This window comes from Streptomyces deserti (assembly GCF_054782695.1).
In genome coordinates this window covers 24,363-41,699 of the sequence record NZ_BAAGRZ010000045.1, presented here as the reverse complement: position 1 = coordinate 41,699, position 17,337 = coordinate 24,363, and the positions used below count along the sequence as shown (strand labels likewise).

At 72.7% G+C, this 17,337-nt stretch carries 14 protein-coding genes; 11 read left to right on the top strand and 3 right to left on the bottom strand.

Going from position 1 to position 17,337, the window contains the following annotated elements:
* Nucleotides 1-613: 613 nt before the first annotated feature.
* Nucleotides 614-850, bottom strand: a complete 237-nt coding sequence (locus ACYVMZ_RS36950) for a hypothetical protein (protein WP_461087296.1) — start codon at nucleotides 848-850, stop codon at nucleotides 614-616.
* Between the two features lie 420 nt (nucleotides 851-1,270).
* On the opposite strand from ACYVMZ_RS36950, the gene ACYVMZ_RS36945 reads away from it, so the two are divergent.
* The 6 genes from ACYVMZ_RS36945 to ACYVMZ_RS36920 are packed head-to-tail and all read left to right on the top strand — an operon-like array spanning nucleotide 1,271 to nucleotide 6,553.
* Nucleotides 1,271-2,725, top strand: coding sequence for an ATP-binding protein (locus ACYVMZ_RS36945; protein ID WP_461087294.1), 1,455 nt, complete (start codon nucleotides 1,271-1,273; stop codon nucleotides 2,723-2,725).
* Nucleotides 2,722-3,144 (top strand): roadblock/LC7 domain-containing protein, encoded by a 423-nt coding sequence (locus ACYVMZ_RS36940; RefSeq protein ID WP_461087292.1) that lies wholly within the window; start codon nucleotides 2,722-2,724, stop codon nucleotides 3,142-3,144. Before ACYVMZ_RS36945 ends, ACYVMZ_RS36940 begins: the two co-directional genes overlap by 4 nt.
* Nucleotides 3,141-3,506, top strand: coding sequence for a DUF742 domain-containing protein (locus ACYVMZ_RS36935; protein ID WP_461087290.1), 366 nt, complete (start codon nucleotides 3,141-3,143; stop codon nucleotides 3,504-3,506). The genes ACYVMZ_RS36940 and ACYVMZ_RS36935 overlap by 4 nt, the downstream gene beginning before the upstream one ends.
* Nucleotides 3,478-4,095 carry a GTP-binding protein gene (locus ACYVMZ_RS36930; RefSeq protein ID WP_461087288.1) on the top strand — a complete coding sequence of 206 codons (618 nt, stop codon included), beginning with the start codon at nucleotides 3,478-3,480 and terminating at the stop codon, nucleotides 4,093-4,095. The genes ACYVMZ_RS36935 and ACYVMZ_RS36930 overlap by 29 nt, the downstream gene beginning before the upstream one ends.
* Nucleotides 4,092-5,330 carry a cytochrome P450 family protein gene (locus tag ACYVMZ_RS36925; RefSeq protein WP_461087286.1) on the top strand — a complete coding sequence of 413 codons (1,239 nt, stop codon included), beginning with the start codon at nucleotides 4,092-4,094 and terminating at the stop codon, nucleotides 5,328-5,330. The genes ACYVMZ_RS36930 and ACYVMZ_RS36925 overlap by 4 nt, the downstream gene beginning before the upstream one ends.
* The gene (locus tag ACYVMZ_RS36920) at nucleotides 5,327-6,553 is read left to right on the top strand and encodes a cytochrome P450 family protein (protein WP_461087284.1); all 1,227 of its coding nucleotides are present in this window, start codon (nucleotides 5,327-5,329) and stop codon (nucleotides 6,551-6,553) included. Before ACYVMZ_RS36925 ends, ACYVMZ_RS36920 begins: the two co-directional genes overlap by 4 nt.
* Nucleotides 6,554-6,689: 136 nt before the next feature.
* On the opposite strand, the gene ACYVMZ_RS36915 is transcribed toward ACYVMZ_RS36920, so the two are convergent.
* A complete protein-coding gene (locus tag ACYVMZ_RS36915; RefSeq protein ID WP_461087282.1) occupies nucleotides 6,690-8,228 on the bottom strand; it encodes a helix-turn-helix domain-containing protein in 1,539 nt (512 codons plus the stop codon).
* 148 nt (nucleotides 8,229-8,376) lie between these two features.
* Here ACYVMZ_RS36915 and ACYVMZ_RS36910 point away from each other — a divergent pair, with 148 nt between their 5' ends.
* The 4 genes from ACYVMZ_RS36910 (at nucleotide 8,377) to ACYVMZ_RS36895 (ending at nucleotide 12,683) form a co-directional block, all read left to right on the top strand.
* A complete protein-coding gene (locus tag ACYVMZ_RS36910) occupies nucleotides 8,377-8,997 on the top strand; it encodes an L-threonylcarbamoyladenylate synthase (protein ID WP_461087280.1) in 621 nt (206 codons plus the stop codon).
* Between the two features lie 296 nt (nucleotides 8,998-9,293).
* A complete protein-coding gene (locus ACYVMZ_RS36905; protein ID WP_461087278.1) occupies nucleotides 9,294-10,049 on the top strand; it encodes a dienelactone hydrolase family protein in 756 nt (251 codons plus the stop codon).
* Between the two features lie 209 nt (nucleotides 10,050-10,258).
* Nucleotides 10,259-11,131, top strand: a complete 873-nt coding sequence (locus ACYVMZ_RS36900) for an MHYT domain-containing protein (RefSeq protein WP_461087276.1) — start codon at nucleotides 10,259-10,261, stop codon at nucleotides 11,129-11,131.
* Between the two features lie 46 nt (nucleotides 11,132-11,177).
* Nucleotides 11,178-12,683: a metallophosphoesterase family protein gene (locus ACYVMZ_RS36895; RefSeq protein ID WP_461087273.1), complete on the top strand. Its 1,506-nt coding sequence runs from the start codon at nucleotides 11,178-11,180 to the stop codon at nucleotides 12,681-12,683.
* A gap of 75 nt (nucleotides 12,684-12,758) precedes the next feature.
* Here the strand turns inward: ACYVMZ_RS36895 and ACYVMZ_RS36890 are convergent, their stop codons facing one another.
* Entirely contained in the window at nucleotides 12,759-13,733 is a 975-nt protein-coding gene (locus ACYVMZ_RS36890) for a TauD/TfdA dioxygenase family protein (protein WP_461087271.1), read from the bottom strand.
* A gap of 250 nt (nucleotides 13,734-13,983) precedes the next feature.
* On the opposite strand from ACYVMZ_RS36890, the gene ACYVMZ_RS36885 reads away from it, so the two are divergent.
* The gene (locus ACYVMZ_RS36885; RefSeq protein WP_461087269.1) at nucleotides 13,984-17,247 is read left to right on the top strand and encodes a phosphorylase family protein; all 3,264 of its coding nucleotides are present in this window, start codon (nucleotides 13,984-13,986) and stop codon (nucleotides 17,245-17,247) included.
* Nucleotides 17,248-17,337: the final 90 nt, after the last annotated feature.

Genomic DNA, 17,337 nt, shown 5'->3' with positions numbered 1-17,337 from the left:
CCAGCGTCCTGTGGGCACTCCTGCGTGATAACCGGGCATTCACCTCCGCCCCGCCGGTCACGCAAGCGGCTTGACTTGGTCATTGAGACTCCTGCGGTGCGGTCCGGTTACTGACGCGTACGGTAACCGGCCGCCCAGGTGCTCGTCACCGTCGCCCGGCGAGAAAGCCGAGGATGTGCCGGTACACGTCGAGGGCGGCAGAGCTTCTGGGAGTCCGGCCCCAGCCCCCTTCTCGCTGCCGGTGAGCAGCGGGACGGGCGTGTCGATGCGGCCGGTCGCGTCCAGCGTGATGGGCGGCAGGACGTGGTTGCGGTGGTCGGTGCCGTGCCGAGGACCCCGCTGCGCGCGCTCCATGCGGCGCAGGCGGGGCAGCAGCGCGGTGTGAACACCGGCTCGCCGCCCCACCGTTCACCTTGCCGGCGAGCGAGCAGCCACGACAGCAAGGCCGTCGGCCCGGCTGTGGCGGGCGGGCGGAGGTAAAGCCCCACGCATCCAACGGAGTTGGACGTCGCACCGCACCGCAGCAGACGGGCGTCCGGCGGCCCGGGCGCACGACGAAGGCCCGGCCACCGCGCTCCTCACGGTGTCCGGGCCCCGGGGGGCGTGCGCTGCGTCAGCCGCCGTTCAGCCGCGCGCGCAGGAGGCTCTTGCCCAGCTCGGCGCCCTTGCGGCTGTCCGCCTGGGCCTTGCGGAACAGGTCCGCGACCTCGGTGTCCTTGGCGCGTTCCGCGTCCTGGATGTAGCTCTCCAGACGCAGCGCGTTGCTCAGGCACGCCTCGACGTACCAGATCAGGTTGTAGTCCTTGTCCTGGGTTCCGGTCACGCCGCCGGTCTCCGTGTCGCTGGTCATGCGGGCCTCCTTTTCGCGGTACTCGTTTCCGGGTCCGCACGGTCCCGGGCCTGCGGCGCCCGGGGAGCGGACTCTTCAGCGCGGGCCGGGTACCCGTCCTCCTGAAGGACACACAGCCTCTGCGGAACGAGCCGCAACTACGTGAAGTGACCGAGTCGTGACGGCTTGGTGCAGGGCTCTCCGCCCGAGTCCGGCCTGGCCCGCACCGACATCCGGCGGACCGGGCCAGAAGGCACAACTCCCCTCCTCTCCACGGAAATTCAGACAGTCGACACAGAAGTGAAGAGACGCCGGTCACTTTCCAAAACGTAGTGTCGCAACACCGTGCGAGAGCGGTCGATGACGGTGTGTACTGTGCTGCGAATGCCTCGCCCGAGCGCATCGGATCCACTCTGCCCGACCACCCCTGGACTCGATTCGATGATCGAATTACCGGACCTGGCCGTCGGCGGTCTCGCCGTCGGCACCCTGTCCGCGCTCGCCCTCGGCGGCGGGCTGCTGCGCTCACGGCGTCAACTGGCCGCGCAGCGCGAGAAGACGGCCGCGTTGCGCGCCCAGCTGAACGGCACGTCACGGATGTTCACGGCCGAGGTCGAGCACCTGGCGGCACAGCGGCTGCCCGCCGCCGCCCGGCAGCCGGCGCACCCCCACGTCTGCGTCCCCGGCCCACTGCACTCGCAGACCGCCGGCTCGCCGCTGGGCGCCGCGCTGGAGCAGGTGCTGGACGGGCTGCGCGCGGAACTGGCCGCGCAGCGCACGCGGATCGACGCCGCCGCGCAGGCCGGGATGCGCGGGGCCACCCGGGAGATCCAGGCAGCCCTGTACCGGCTGCAGGACGCGCTGCGCGGGCTGCAGCAGCGCTACGACGATCCGGAGCTGGCCCAGATCCTGTTCGAACTGGACCACGAGAACGAGCAGTCGCTGCGCCGCGCCCAGGTCGCCGCGGTGGTGTGCGGGGCCTGGGTGGGGCTGGCCCGTGAGGAGTCCCACCTGGTCGACGCGGTGACGGGCGGTCAGGCCCGGCTCGCGGGGTACCGGCGGGTGAAGGTCCACAACCATCTGACGCCGGGTACCGCGCTGGTGTCGCACGCCGTCGAACCGGTCGCGATCATCGTCGCCGAGCTCCTCGACAACGCGCTGCGGCACTCCGCGCCGGACACGGACGTCCTGGTCAATCTGGAGCACGTCCATCACGGTGTCTGCGTCACCATCGACGACGCCGGTCTCGGCATGACGCAGGACGAACGCGCCCACGCCCAGCGGATGGTGGCCGGGTCCGAGCCGATCCTGCTCACCGATCTCGGCGATCCGCCGCGCATGGGGCTCGCCGCGATCGGCCAGCTCACCCGGCAGTTCGACCTCGGGGTGGACCTGTCCTCACCGTCCCCGTACGGCGGGGTTCGGGCGGTGCTGCGAATCGGCAGTCACCTCCTGACGCGTATCGACCCCGAGGAGCGGCCGCCGGCGGCCAGCGCCCCGCGCCCGGCCCGCAGGGCCGTGCCCGACGAGCCCGCCCCGACCGCCGTGTCCCACGCCTACGGGACCGAGCAGGGCGAGGCGGCCGCGCCCGCGTCCGGGCACCACGATCCGCGGGACACCGGCGGGCTGCCGCAGCGCCGGCGCCGCAGCCGGGCCGCCGCAGCCGCCGCACCCGCCCAGTCCGCCGCACCCGCGCCGGCGCCTCCGGCGCGGAGCCCCGAGCAGGCCGCCGCCGCACTCGGCGCCCTGCAGTCCGGCAGCGCCGCCGCGCGGGCCGCGGCCGGGCCGAACACCGGCGCCGCCTCAGCCGTACCCGAGGGTGCCGGGCCCGGGACCGGGGCCGCAGCCGACGACAGAGACCGCAACGACCGACAAGAAGGGGGAGCGGCCCGATGATCAGCCGCGATGGGGGCGACACAGCGTGGGTGCTGGAACCGATCCTGCAGGTACCGCACGTCGTGGCCGCCGTCCTGCTCACCCGTGACGGACTCGTCAAGGGCTACACCGACGCGCTGTCGCAGCCGTCGGCCGAGCGGGTGGCCGCCATCACCAGCACCGTGCAGGGCGCCTGCCGGACCGCAGCCGCCGCGTTCGCCGACCGGGACCGGGCCGAGGTGCGGCAGGTCGTCATCGAGTCCGACCACGGGTACGTGCTGATCGTGCCGACGGACCACGGCACCTGCGTGGCCGCCCACGGGGACCCCGAGGTGCGCCTGGACCTGCTCGCCCACCGGGTGCACTCGCAGGTCGCGCGGCTGGGTGAGAAGGCGATGGCCGCCGCGCCCCGGGGAGCCGACGGCGACGCCACCGTATGACCGGCCGCCCAGGCGGCCGCCCCCTGGTTCCCGCGTACCTGTCGACCGGTGGCGTGGCACGGCACCGTGGATCACACCTGGAGAGACTCTCGCTCCTGCTCCGCGCGGACGAGAAGGACGTGCCCGACGACCTGCCCGCCGCCCAGGCGGCCCTGCTGGACGAGCTGGACGGCGGGTCGCTGACGGTGGTGGAGGCCGCGGCCCTGCTGCGGCTGCCGGTCTCCGCGGTGCGGGTGCTGGCCGCCGACCTCGTCGACCGGGAACTGGTGCTGGCCCGCCCTCCGATCCCGCCCGCCGAACGGTTCGATCCCGACCTGCTGAAGAGAGTCGCCGATGGCCTCCGCGCCCTCAAGCACCCCTAGCGGCACCGCCGGCATCCATCTGCCCGACACCGCCCGCGACCTGGTGAAGATCCTGGTCGCGGGGCCCTTCGGGGTGGGCAAGACGACCCTGATCGACTCCGTCTCCGAGATCCGCCCCCTGCACACCGAGGAGCAGCTCACCGAGGCCTCCGTCCAGGTGGACGACCTCGCCGGGGTGCGGGAGAAGTCGACGACCACCGTCGCCATCGACTTCGGCCGGATCAGCCTGCCGGGCGGGATCGTGCTGTACCTGTTCGGCACGCCCGGCCAGGAGCGGTTCCGGCCGCTGTGGGACGACATCGCCTACGGGGCGCTCGGCGCGCTCGTCCTGGTCGACGCCCGCCGCGTCGACGCCTCGTTCGACGTGCTCGGGCTGGTGGAGGAGAGCGGACTGCCGTACGCCGTCGCCTTCAACGCCTTCCCGGACGCGCCCCGCCACTACACCGGCGAGCAGCTGCGCGCCGCCCTGGACCTGGAGCCGGCCACGCCGATGGTGACCTGCGACGCGCGGGAGCGGAACTCCTCCCTCGACGCGCTGCTCGCGCTGGTCCAGCACCTGATCGACCGCCACCCCCCGGAGCACCGGTGACCACGCACTCCCCCGCCCAGCAGGCCTTCTCCCTCGCCACACCCGTACGGCTGTGGGAGGACGGCTTCGCGCAGGATCCCCACCGCTACTACGCCGCCCTGCGCGCCCAGGGCCCGATCGGCTGGGCCGAACTCGCCCCCGGGGTACCGGCCTACGTCGTCACGGACCGGCGGGCCGCGCTGGACCTGCTGCACGACACCGAGACGTTCTCGCACGACCCCCGGCCGTGGGAGGCCACCGTTCCGGACGACTCGCCGATCCTCGGCATGATGCGCTGGCGGCCCAACACCCTGTTCGCGGACGGTGCCGCCCACGTCCGCTACCGCACCACCCTGATCGACACCTTCGACCTGGTCGAGCCGCACGACCTGCGGGCCCGGGTGCACCGGGCGGTGCACCTGCTGGTGAGCCGGATCGGGCCGCGCGGCGAGGCCGACCTGGTGGGCGAGTTCGCCCGGCCGCTGATGGCGCTGGTGTTCAACAGCCTGTTCGGGCTGCCGGACAGCCACAGCGACCGGCTCCACCAGGCGCTGGGCAAGATGATGGAGGGCGGCGCCCAGGCCGCCGAGGGCGAGGCCGAGTACGCCGGATACGTGCTGGAGCTGATCGCGGCGAAGACCGAGCGGCGCGGCGACGACCTGCCCAGCCGGCTCCTGGACCATCCCGCCGGGCTGACACCCGAGGAGGTCACCTGGCAGGTGTTCCTCACGCTCGGCGCGGGCCACGAACCGACCGCGAACCTCGTGTCGAACGCCCTGTCGAGGATCCTGGGCAATCCCGCCTACTACTCGACGCTGACCAGCGGCGCCCGCCCGGTGAGGGACGCGGTGCTGGACGTGCTGCACCACGAGACGCCGCTGGCGAACTACGGCATCCACTACGCCCGCAGGCCGGTGAGCTTCCACGGCGTGTGGATCCGGGCGGCGGTGCCGGTGGTCGTCTCGTACGGGGCGCTCGCGCAGGCCGCCGAGCAGCAGCACGGCGCGCACCGCCACCCGGGCGACGCCTCCCACCTGTCCTGGTCGGCGGGCCCGCACGCCTGCCCGGTCAAGCAGCACACGCTGCTCATCGTCACCGAGGCCATCGAGCGGCTCACCCAGTGGCTCCCCGACCTCGAACCCGTCCTGCCCCGCGAGCGCCTCACCTGGCGCCCCGGGCCCTTCCACCGCTCGCTGACGGCGCTGCCCGTGCGTTTCAGCCCCCGCTCCCCCGACCAGCCAGGAGGACCGTCGTGACCGTCACCGACCGCTTCGCACTCGACCCGCTCGGCACCGACATCCCCGCCGAGAGCGCCCGGCTGCGCGCCCTCGGCCCGATCGTGCCCGTCGAACTGCCCGGCGGTATTCCCGCCTGGGCGCCGACCAGGTACGACGTCCTGAAGGAGCTCATCCTCGACCCGCGGGTCAGCAAGGACCCGCGCCTGCACTGGCGGCTGTGGCCCGAGGTCGGCGACCACCCGTCCTGGGGCTGGATCCTGGGCTGGGTCGGCGTGGTCAACATGTTCTCCGCGTACGGGCCCGACCACACCCGGCTGCGCAAACTGGTCGCCCCGAGCTTCACGCACCGCCGCACCGAGGCGATGCGCCCCCGGGTGGCGGCCATCACCACGGAGCTGCTGGACGCGCTGGAGGCGGCGGACGGTGACGTGGCCGACCTGAAGGCCGGGTTCGCCCATCCGCTGCCGATGCGGATGATCTGCGAACTGTTCGGCGTGCCCGAGGAGTTACGGCAGGACACCGGACGGCTCATCGCGGCCATCATGGACACCTCCGACCCGAGCCCGGAGCACGCGGCGTTCGTGCAGCAGCAGATCGGCACGGTGCTGGGCACGCTGATCGCGCACAAGCGGGAGCACCCCGGCGACGACATGACCACCGAGCTGATCCGGGTCCGCGACCAGGACGGCGACCGGCTCAGCGACGAGGAACTGCTGTACACGCTGCTGCTGGTCATCGGGGCCGGATTCGAGACCACCGTCAACCTGATCGGGAACGCGGCCGTCGCCCTCCTCCAGCACCCGCAGCAGCTGGCGCGGGTGCGCTCCGGGGAGATCACCTGGGACGCGGTCGTCGACGAGACGCTGCGCGTGCACCCGTCGGTCGCGTCGCTGCCGCTGCGGTTCGCCGTCACCGACCTCACCGTCGGCGACGTCACCATCCCGGCGGGCGACGCGATCATCACGACGTACGCGGCCGCGGGGCTCGACCCGGCGCACTACGGGCCGGACGCGGACGCCTTCGACGCCACCCGTGGCGCAGACGACCATCTGGCGTTCGGCATCGGCGTGCACCGGTGCATCGGCGCACCGCTGGCCCGGGTGGAGGCGCTGACGGCGCTGCCCGCCCTGTTCGACCGTTTCCCGGATCTGCGGCTGGCCGCCGATGAGGAGGGGCTGCGGCAGGTGCCGTCGTTCATCGCCTTCGGCTGGCGGGAGATTCCGGTACGGCTGCGCGGCTGAGCCGAACGCGCTGCGGGAGGGCCGCCGGAGCGCGACCGGTCCCCCGTTCCGGTCGTGCCCTGGCGGCTCGTCGAACTTACGTGCATCGGGCAGGTCTTGTGTATCGCGTCGATGCCCGCTGCGGCGGCCGAAGGGCTCAGCTGTGCACAGGTGAGTCCGGATGGCCCGGTTTCGTCCCCCCGGACGGGGTTCCGGGAAGAGCCGGCGGATCGAGGTCGCCCACCGCCAGGTGGGCGAGCACCACCTCGTAGAGGTCGGTGCCGGCGGCGAGGAGCTGGCGTTCGAGGACGGGCTCGGCGCTGCGGACGTGCTCGCGCACGGTCTGCGCGTGGACGCCCAGGGCCTGTGCGGCGCGTTCGGCGTTGCCTCCGGCGGCGATCCAGGTGCGCAGGGTGCGGCGCAGGTTCCGGGCGTCGGCGTCCAGGCGGCCCAGCAGGTCCCGCGCCCAGGTGCGCACCGCGGGCCCGGCCAGCAGGTCGGCGAGCCGCGGGTCGGTGCGTGCGGCGTCGCCGTCGGGCTGCCCGTCCGGCAGGCCGATCTGGGTGTTGAGCGCCAGGTGGACGACGGCACGGACGGTGAGGTCGGCGAAGTCCGTGCCGAGCAGGGTCTCGACGCGTTCCATGCGGGCACGGACGGTGTTGCGGCTCACACCGAGGACCTTGGCCGTGTTCACGGCGGTGAATTCCAGGCCGAGCCGGGTGGTGGCGAGGAGTTCGGCGCGGGTGTGGTGCGGCAGCGTGTCGAGGGGGCGCAGGACGCGGGCGGTCCAGGCGCGCAGCCCCCGCGGGTCCATCAGCCGCTCGGGGTGGGTGCGTTCGGCGTACACCGCCGTCTTGTCCGGCTGGAAGTGCGCGACGGCGAGGGCGCTGACGGCCTGCCCGTACGCGGTGGCGGTCCGCGCCAGGCTCTGGCGGACGCTGCCACCGAGGAAGGTGTCCGGGGTCCGTGCGACCAGTGACCGCAGGTCCTCGCGCGTGGTCTCGTCGGGGCCGACGACGATCACATGCCCGTCCATGGCCGGGCAGCGCACGACCAGGGCCTCCTCCGCCGTGGCGTCCAGGCACTCCTCGGCGAGCCGGTCGCGGTCCTCGGGGGAGCTCTCGACGACGTAGACGCACGCCGTGTCGGTGTCGAGCAGCCCCGGCCACAGCCCGGCGGCGACCCGGCGGGCCGCGACGGTGTCCTCGACCATCAGCAGTTGCAGGATCGCCAGGCGCAGATCGGACGTGGCGCGTCGCAGCCGGTGTCCGGACGCGGTCGACTCGTGGGCGGCCAGCAGGAGTTCGAGCACCTGGGCGGTGTGCGTGACGATGTCGGAGGCGCGCCGGTCGAACGGGGTGTCGCGGGAGACGGCCAGCACGCACGGCTGCTCCGGGTGTTCCAGGCGGACCAGGCGCAGGTGGCGCCCCTGGCCCTCCCAGGCGGCGGAGGCGATCCGGCCGGCGGCGAGGTCCGCGGCGAGGTCCTCCGCCAGCGGCAGCCGCGTTCCGGCGAGGAGGGTGCCGCGGGCGTCCTGGAGGGCCACCGTCGCCGGCACGGTGCCGGCCAGCCAGGCGACGACCCTGTGGATGTCGCGTCCGCCCGGCCGCAGATGGTCGAGCAGTTCCTCCGCCCACGTCGGGCGCCCGCCGACCGCCCCGTCCTGCTGCCGTGTCCCGTCCTCTCCGCCAGCCACCTCGGTATTCTCCTCGTTCTCGCGCCGCCCCGGCCCATCGGTCGGGGACGTTACCTCACCGTGCCGGGACCCCTCCCGAGCGTGTCCTGCGGGCGGACCGGGCCCGGCCTGTGCCACCGGCACGCGGGTGCGGGCTTAAGCTCGGTGAATGGCGAAGTACTTCGACGTGCACCCCGACAACCCCCAGCCGCGCACCATCGCCCAGGTCGCCGACAGCGTCCGTTCGGGCGCTCTGGTCGCGTACCCCACGGACTCCTGTTACGCACTGGGATGCCGGATCGGCAACCGGGACGGCATCGACCGGATCCGTACGATCCGCCGGCTGGACGACCGGCACCACTTCACCCTGGTGTGCCAGGACTTCGCGCAGCTCGGCCAGTTCGTACGGATCGACAACGACGTGTTCCGGGCGATCAAGGCGTCGACGCCGGGCAGCTACACCTTCATCCTGCCCGCGACGAAGGAGGTGCCGCGCATGCTGCAGCACCCCAAGAAGAAGACGGTCGGCGTGCGCATCCCCGACCACGTCGTCACCCAGGCCCTGCTCGCCGAGCTGGGTGAGCCGCTGCTGTCCAGCACGCTGCTGCTGCCGGGCGAGGAGGAGCCGATGACGCAGGGCTGGGAGATCAAGGACCGGCTCGACCACGTGGTGGACGCGGTGGTCGACTCCGGGGACTGCGGCACCGAGCCGACGACGGTCATCGACTTCTCCGGCGGGGAGGCGGAGATCGTGCGGGCGGGGGCGGGCGACGTCTCGCGGTTCGAGTAGGGCGATCGGGATCGCGTAAGGCGATCGGGATCGCGTAAGGCGATCGGGGTCGCGTAAGGCGATCCGCCTCGGGAGGGCGATCCGCCTAGGTGAGGCGATGGGCTTCGGGTAAGGCGATCGGCTTCGGGCAACGCGATCGGGAAGACCACCGCAAGGGTTGCCAAAGAAGTGGCCGGGGTGCCCGTCCCGGGCGGGAACCGGGCGTCCTGCACGTGCCGGGGCGTGTCACGATGACCATGATCCGCCCCTCCCGCGGGCGCGGGTCCCTGGCCCCCCCGCAGAGAGGCAGCCCAGCCATGACCGCCGTACAGGGAACCGCTGTCGACATCCCCACCGAGGACGGCACCGCCGACGCCTATCTCGCGCATCCCGCCGACGGGAGCCCGCGGCCGGCGGTGCTGCTCTACATGGACGCCTTCGGTCTGCGTCCGCGGCTGCGGTCCATGGCGGACCGGCTCGCCGAGGCCGGGTACACCGTGCTGGTGCCCAACGTGTTCTACCGTCACGGGCGCGCTCCCGTGGTCGAGCTGCCCGAGTTCATCGACCCGGGGGCACGTCCGGAGATCTTCGAGCGGATCGGCCCGATCATGCGGGCCCTGACGCCGGAACTGGCGATGCGGGACGCGGGCGCCTGGCTGCGCTGGCTGGCGCAGTGCCCCGCGGCGGCCGACGGGCCGGTCGCGCTGACCGGATACTGCATGGGCGCCCGGCTCTCCCTGCTCACCGCCGGCACCTGTCCGGACCGGGTCGCGGCGGCGGCCGGATTCCACGGCGGGCGGCTGGCGACGGAGGCGCCGGACAGCCCGCACCTGGTGGCCGACCGTGTCACGGCCGAGCTGTACTTCGGCCACGCCGACGAGGATCCGTCGCTGCCGCCGGAGCAGATCGAGCGCCTGGAGAAGGCGCTGACGTCGGCGGGCGTCCGCCACCACTGCGAGGTGTACGCCGGCGCGCCTCACGGTTTCACGCAGGCCGACACGGCCGCGTACGACAAGGAGGCGGACGAACGTCACTGGGCGGCCCTGCTCGACCTGCTGAAGCGCACGTTCTGACCGTGTGCGCCCTGCCCGAGCCCGACAGGTGCACCGGTGCACACAGGCACACACAGGCACACCTGTGGCTGGATTCAGCCCCTGCGTGACCGAAGTCGACCCGTGGGGGCCGTGAGTTCACCGCATACTCCCGGTAAGGGCTTGCTTTACTCGCCCCTTACCCATAGACCTTGCTCGACAACAGCGGTGACTCTGGGGGGAGTTCGCGCATGGACGGCACGGTCGACGGGTTCCGCTACGGCGCGGTGACACCGGTGGCGGCCTATCTGATGGCCTGTTTGGGAGGGGCGCTGGGGCTGCGCTGCATCGTCCGGTCCCTGCTCAACGCGCAGTCGTTCAAACCCGGCTGGCTGGCGCTCGGGGCCGCCTCGATCGGGTGCGGCATCTGGACGATGCACTTCATCGGCATGACCGGCTTCCAGGTCGAAGAGACCCGGATCGGCTACGACGTGACCACCACGGTGCTCAGCCTGGCGGTGGCCGTCGTCGTGGTCGGCATCGGCGTGTTCATCGTCGGTTACCGCGGCGCGGGCCGGGCGACGCTGACCGTCGCTGGTGTCGTCACCGGGCTCGGTGTCGCCGCCATGCACTACCTGGGCATGGCGGCGATGCGGCTGAACGGCGACATCCGCTACGACCCGCTCACCGTCGTGCTCTCCGTTCTGATCGCGATCGTCGCCGCCACCGCCGCGCTGTGGGCGGCCGTCACGGTCCGCGGCTTTGTGACGAGCCTCGCGGCGAGCCTGATCATGGGCGTGGCGGTGTCCGGGATGCACTACACCGCCATGGCGGCCGTCAGCGTCCACGTCCACGACACCACCGGCGGGACGTGGGCCGGTGACTCGCCGACCTCGCTGCTGCTGCCCATGCTGCTGGGGCCGGTCGTCTTCCTGCTGCTGGCCGGGGTCGTGGTCATGTTCGACCCGCTGCTGGTCCTGGGCGACGGCGAGTGGAACCGGCCCACCGCGCCCGACCGTCGCACACCGGGCCGGAGCTCCGCGCTCGGCGTCCCGGCCGCCAACACCCCGCAGTTCGGGCGCAGTCCGTCGTACGACGTACCGTCCCGCACCCACGAGTGGTGACGCACCCGGCTCCGCTCAGCCCCTAGATCATTGTTACGGTGCAGCGGTGTCTGACTCTTCACGCGATACCGCCGAAGGCGCCGGCTGGGGCACCGCAGAACTCGGCACGTACCAGCGCCTGATGCCGCCCGAGGTCGAGAAGATCTCCTGGCTGGATCCCAGGATGCTGTGGGCCGCCCGCAACGGCGTGCTGGCGTCCTGGTTCGGGGATCCCACCGGCCGCACCCGCAGCCGCTGGGTGGCCCAGCGGGAGGCTGCCGGCGTACCCGCCGACAAGGTCGTCCGGCGCGCCGACCCGGACCGGTTCTCCTTCCTGGTCATCGGCGACACCGGGGAGGGCGACGACCCGCAGTACGCCGTCGTCCCCGGGTTGTTGAAGGTCGGTCAGGACACCAGCTTCGCCGTGCTCGCCAGCGACGTGGTCTACCCGGTGGGCAGCGCCGACGACTACGCGACCAAGTTCTTCCGCCCGTACCAGGACTACCAGGCACCCATCTACGCGATACCCGGCAACCACGACTGGTACGAGGATCTCGGCGGCTTCATGCGCGTCTTCTGCGACGACGCCCCGCCCCTGCCGCCCGAGCCCGCGCCGCGTCCTCTCACCCGGGCCTGGCTGCGCTCCCTGCTGTGGCACCGGCCGCGCCCGGACGACGGGCAGCGGCTGCCCGAGGCACGGAAGCTGCGGTCGGCGCCCGCCCAGCAGGCCGTGCAGCCGGGCCCGTACTGGGCGATCGACGCCGGACCGGTGCGGATCATTGGCGTAGACACCGGGCTGCTGGGCACCGTCGACGCCGAGCAGGGCGCCTGGCTGCGCGAGGTCTCCCAAGGCCCGCGCCCGAAGATCCTCATCACGGGCTCTCCCCTGTACGTGGACGGCAGGCACGAGCCGTGCCGGATCGAAGGGGGCGGCACCGTCGACGACATCGTCCGCGACCCGGCCCACCACTATGTGGCGGCGATCGGCGGCGACATCCACAACTACCAGCGCTATCCGGTCCGGCTGGACGACGGCCGCACCCTCCAGTACGTGGTCGCGGGTGGCGGCGGCGCGTTCATGCACGCCACGCACACCATCCCCCGGGTCGCGGTCGCGGGCGTCAGCGAGTGGGACTTCCGCTGCTACCCGCTGCGCGGCGACTCCCTCGCCTTCTACAGCAGGCTCTACGGGCGCCGGCTGCGGCTGCGCCGGTTCTTCACGCTCACCGAGGCCGAGGCGACGGCCGTGATCGCCGAACGGCTCGGCATCCCGCCGACCCGCACCCCGGGCGCGCCCGTCCGTCTCACCCGGCGCGTCCGCCTGGTCGCCGGGCTGCTCGGCACCGCCCGCCGCCCCGACCGCGCCAAGCGGTTCCGGCTGCCCGTGCGCAAGATCTACACGCAGTTGTTCTCGCCGAGCTCGGCCACGTACAGCCCGCCGTTCTTCAAGTGCTTCCTGCGCCTGGACGTCAGCCCGGAGTCCGTCCGGCTGCGCTGCTACGCGGCCACCGGCAACCGCGCGCAGGAGGCCGACCCGCCGGTCGAGGACGAGGTGACGATTCCCCTGGCCTGACCCGCGGCGGCGGGAGCGTGCCAGGAGGTCGGGAACGTGCCAGGAGGTCGACGGGGTCGGCCGCCCGGCGTCGGGTCACCAGCGCCCCGGCTCGCTTCCGACGATCGTCTCCGACGGCCTGCCGTCCACCCCGACCGGCACGTCCCCGGCGAGCATCACGCGGTGCATGGTCCGGGGATGGTCGAGGTGGGCGGTGTCGCTCGGGGCCAGGTGGATGGTGGCCCGGTTGTCCCAGAACGCCACGCTGCCCGGCTCCCAGCGGAAGCGGACCGTGTACTCTGGCCGTACCGCCTGCTCCAGCAGCATGTCCAGGATCACCCGGCTCTCGGCGCGCGAGAGGCCGGCGATCTGCTCGACGTAGTAGCCGTTGACGAACAGCACCCTCTCCCCCGTCTCCGGGTGGACCCGCACCAGCGGGTGCACGGTGGCGATCTGATGGTCCAGCAGGTGGCGGACGTAGGCGTCGTCGCCGGGCCGCGGCTGGTAGCCGACGCCCAGCCGGTGCTCGGCGCGCAGCCCGTCGACGAACTCCCGTACGGGGGCGGACAGTCCGGCGTACGCCGCCGCCAGGTTCGACCAGGTGGTGTCGCCGCCGTAGGGCGGCACGGTCTCGGCGCGCAGGATCGTCGCGGCCGGCGGGTCGACACGGGCGCCGTGGTCGCAGTGCCAGCCGCGCAGCAGGGTGTGGCGGCGGCGCCGGAGCCACTCGTCGTGCTCCATACCGAACCGGCCGCCCAGTTCCAGCCGGTCGGCGGTGGTCTCGATCTCGGGGACGTCCGGCGGTGAGGCCTTCCCTCGCCGGGGCAGGACGACCGGTTCACCGAACCGGCGCGCGAACGCCACATGCGCGGCGTGATCCAGCTTCTGCCCCCGGAAGAACACCACCTTCCACCGCAGCACCGCCGCCCTGATCCCGGCGATCACGGCGTCGTCGAGCTCACCCGCCAGATCGATACCGGTGATCTCGGCTCCGATGTGCCCGGCGACCGGTTTCACCTCCAGACCGGCGTCCGGCACCGCCTGTTCCGTCGTACGGCCGTCCGTCGTCATGCGCACTCCGCTGCTCGTGGGCGTGGTCCTTCCCTGAAGATCGTGACAGCGATCTCCGCCCGGGGCGACAGCGCCGCCCCGGGTGCCGGGCACGGGAGACGGCAAGAGGCGCTCGCGGGCAGGGCCGGTCACGATTTCCGGGTCAACGCGCACGGAGTGCGCCGGACTTGCTGCCTTGTGTGCAGCTCAGCGCTACCGTATGTGCCCCAGGCCGGAGTGCAGTCGTCGGAGCAGAGGCTCGGTTGATCAAGTGACAGACTCTCGTCCCACCGTGGTGATCCTCACGGCGCTGTCCGTTGAGCACGAGGCCGTCCTCGCGCACCTGACCGAGGTGGTGCAGCGCGAGCACGACTCCGGCACCGTCTTCGACTGCGGCCGGCTCGCCGACACCGGCTGGACCGCCGCCCTCGCCCTGATCGGCGAGGGCAACGAAACGGCGGCCGTGATCACTCACCAGGCCTACAGCCTGTTCGGGCGCACGCCGCTGCTGTTCGTCGGGGTCGCGGGCGGGCTGAAGGACGACATCCAGATCGGTGACGTCGTCGTCGGCACGCACATCTACGCGTATCACGGCGCCAAGGTCGACCCGGGCGCCAGCTACGGCCGCCCCCGTGTCTGGCCGGCCTCGCACCGCCTGCTGCAGCGGGCCTACCGAGTGCGCGGCGGGCCCGACTTCACGGTGCACCACAAGCCGATCGCCGCCGGCGACGTCGTCCTCAACGACCACCAGTCGGATCTGCGCAGACAGATCAACGACCGCTACAACGACACCGCCGCCATCGAGATGGAGAGCGCGGGGGTCGCGGCGGCAGCCCATGTGATCGGCGGGCTGGACGTCCTGACCATCCGCGGCATCAGCGACAAGGCCGACGGCCGCAAGTACGACGCGGACGCGCACGGCTGGCAGCGGGAAGCGGCCTCGCGGGCCGCGACGGTCGCCGTCGCCCTGCTGCGCGGGCTCGGCAAGGGCACCCTGGCGGGACCCGCATCCGACACCGCGCCCCTCCCGCTGGGCCCGGTGGCAGAAGGGGAGTCCGCGCCGGGAACCGCTGCGGCACCGCCCCTGCCGGAACCGTTGGCAGTACCCGGTGCCGGGCCCGGCACCGGGCTGGGAGCGATATCGCCGGCAGGTTCCCGGGCGCACGAGGCTCCAGGTTCCGCCGGAAGACCCGGTGCCGTGCCGCCGCCCTCGGCACCTGCCCACAGCGAACCCACCACGACGCCGGAACCAACCCGGAGCGAACCCGCCCCCACGCCGAGCCCGACCCGGAGCGAACCCACCCCGACGCCGACCCCGGCCCGGAGCGAACCCGGCAGCACGCCGACACCCGGCGCATCCACCCCGGGGCAGTCCGCCACCGCCCGGCCGTCCTCACCCGCCACGGGCGAACCCGCCACCACCCGGGCACCCGCCGAGCCCACTCCCGTCGCACCCGTCCCCGCGTCGGCACCTTCGCCCGGCCTGAGCGAATCCGGCACCACCCCGGCATCTCCGGCACCTGCGCCGGAGCCCGCTCCGCAGCCGTCGCCCACCCACCTCACCGCGGTCAACGGGAGCGCTCCCCCGCCCTCGGGCCCCTGGCCTGCTCTTCTCGCACGCCGGTTACGGCGCTTCGCCCCTGCCGTCCGGTTCCGGCTGCCCAGATCGCCCCGCGCGCTGGCCGGCCTCGCGCTGGCCGGGATCCTCGCCGGCGTCCTGGTGTGGCTCCTGCCCGACCGGGGCGACACCCCCGTCGAGGGCCCGAGCACCAAGCTGGCCGCCACCCTGCCGTCCTGCCCGGCGGACCAGGCCGACACCACGCTGCGCATCGCCGCCTCCGTCGACCTGTCCAGGTCGCTGAGCGAGGCCGCCGCCGGCTACGGGCCACGGCGCAGCGCGGGCCACTGCGTGAACATCGTGGTGGACGGCGTCAACTCGGGTACGGCGATGCGCGCTCTGGCGGGCGGCTGGACGGAGGTCGACGGGCGCAGACCCGACGTGTGGTCGCCCGCCGGCAGCGAGTGGCTGGCGCTCGCCCGGGCGAAGGCCGAGCCCCAGGCGCTCGCCTTGCTTCCGGAGACGGCCACCCCGATCGTGACCAGCCCCCTGACCATCGCGATGCCCAAGACGATGGCGGAGGCGCTGGGCTGGCCGGAGCAGCGGGTCGGCTGGAAGGACCTCGCGCAGTGGGCCGAGAATCCGCGGCACTTCTGGGCGGAGCGCGGCCAGAAGCAGTGGGGCCCCCTGAAGCTGGGCAAGACCAATCCGCACTACTCCACCTCCGGGCTCAACGCGACGATCGGCGCCTTCTACGCCAAGACCGGCACCACCGGCGAGCTGTCCGAGAAGGACGTCGACGCCCCCGCCAACCAGGCACTGGTCAAGAACATCGAGAAGTCGGTGGTCCACTACGGCGACACCACGCTGACCTTCCTGGCCAACCTGCGCGCGGCCGACGACGCGGGCGGCGCCGACGAGGCGCTGGACTACATCTCCGCCGTCACGGTCGAGGAGAGCGCGGTCGTGGCCTACAACCTGGGCTACCCGTGCGGCGCGTACAGCTCCGAGCCGGGCTGCGCGAAGACCGGCAGGCCGGCCACCCCGCTCGTGTCGCTGTACCCGAAGGACAGCAATCCGGTCAGCGACCACCCGTACGTCCAGCTCAAGGGGCTGAGCCCCGCCAAGGAGGCGGTCTCCGAGGACTTCCTGCGCCATCTGCACAGCAAGCCGGTGTTCGAGAAGTTCTTCGCCCCGTACGGGTACCGGACCCACGAGGGACAGCCCGGCTCGGGGATCACCCGGGACAACGGGGCCCTGCCCAAAACCGAGATCTCCTCCTACAACCCGCCGAAGGGCGCCGTCCTCGACCGGATCCAGCAGGTGTGGTCGGCGGTCCGGCGCCCGGCCAACGTGCTCGTCGTCATCGACACCTCCACGTCGATGGAGGAGGAGGTGCCCGGCACCAACAAGAGCAAGATGCAGCTGCTGAAGGAGGCCGAGCCGGCCCTGTTCGGGGAGTTCGGGGATCGCGACCGGGTCGGCCTGTGGAAGTTCTCCAACGCGGCGAATCTCGACGGCAAACGCCACTACCAGCCGCTCGTGCCCATCGGCCCGATGGGCGAGAAGCTGCCCGAGTTCGACGGCCTCACCCGCCGCGGGCAGCTCACGAAAGAGGTGAAGGGCCTCGTGCCGAACGGGGCCACCGGGCTGTACGGCACGGTCGACGCGGCGGTCGGCACCATGCGCGACAGCTACGACCCGGAGGCGATCAACGCGATCGTGCTCCTCACCGACGGGCGCAACGAGGGCGTGCCGGACACCCCCACCCTGGACGACGTCCTCTCCCGGATCGGTGATCCGGACCAGCGGATCAGGGTGTTCACGATCGCGTACGGATCCGACGCGGACGAGCAGGACGCGGACGGCAGGACCGTGCTGCAGAACATCGCCGCGGCCAGTGGTGCGCGCGCCTACGACGCCAAGGACCCGGAAGTCATCCGCGCGGTGCTGACCAGCGTGATCTCCAACTTCTGAACCGGCCCGGGGGCGAACGCCCCCGGGCCGGAGCGTTCCCGCTGCGTTCCCGCTTCGTCCGGTGGAAACCGGACGTCCGGCGGGAGTCGC

Excerpts from the sequence above, each read along its gene's own strand:
- ACYVMZ_RS36935 (WP_461087290.1), top strand. The coding sequence starts at position 3,141 with ATGACCGGCCGCCCAGGCGGCCGCCCCCTGGTTCCCGCGTACCTGTCG.
- ACYVMZ_RS36940 (WP_461087292.1), top strand. The coding sequence starts at position 2,722 with ATGATCAGCCGCGATGGGGGCGACACAGCGTGGGTGCTGGAACCGATC.
- ACYVMZ_RS36950 (WP_461087296.1), bottom strand. The coding sequence starts at position 850 with ATGACCAGCGACACGGAGACCGGCGGCGTGACCGGAACCCAGGACAAG.
- ACYVMZ_RS36930 (WP_461087288.1), top strand. The coding sequence starts at position 3,478 with ATGGCCTCCGCGCCCTCAAGCACCCCTAGCGGCACCGCCGGCATCCAT.
- ACYVMZ_RS36900 (WP_461087276.1), top strand. The coding sequence starts at position 10,259 with ATGGACGGCACGGTCGACGGGTTCCGCTACGGCGCGGTGACACCGGTG.
- ACYVMZ_RS36910 (WP_461087280.1), top strand. The coding sequence starts at position 8,377 with ATGGCGAAGTACTTCGACGTGCACCCCGACAACCCCCAGCCGCGCACC.
- ACYVMZ_RS36890 (WP_461087271.1), bottom strand. The coding sequence starts at position 13,733 with ATGACGACGGACGGCCGTACGACGGAACAGGCGGTGCCGGACGCCGGT.
- ACYVMZ_RS36945 (WP_461087294.1), top strand. The coding sequence starts at position 1,271 with ATGATCGAATTACCGGACCTGGCCGTCGGCGGTCTCGCCGTCGGCACC.
- ACYVMZ_RS36905 (WP_461087278.1), top strand. The coding sequence starts at position 9,294 with ATGACCGCCGTACAGGGAACCGCTGTCGACATCCCCACCGAGGACGGC.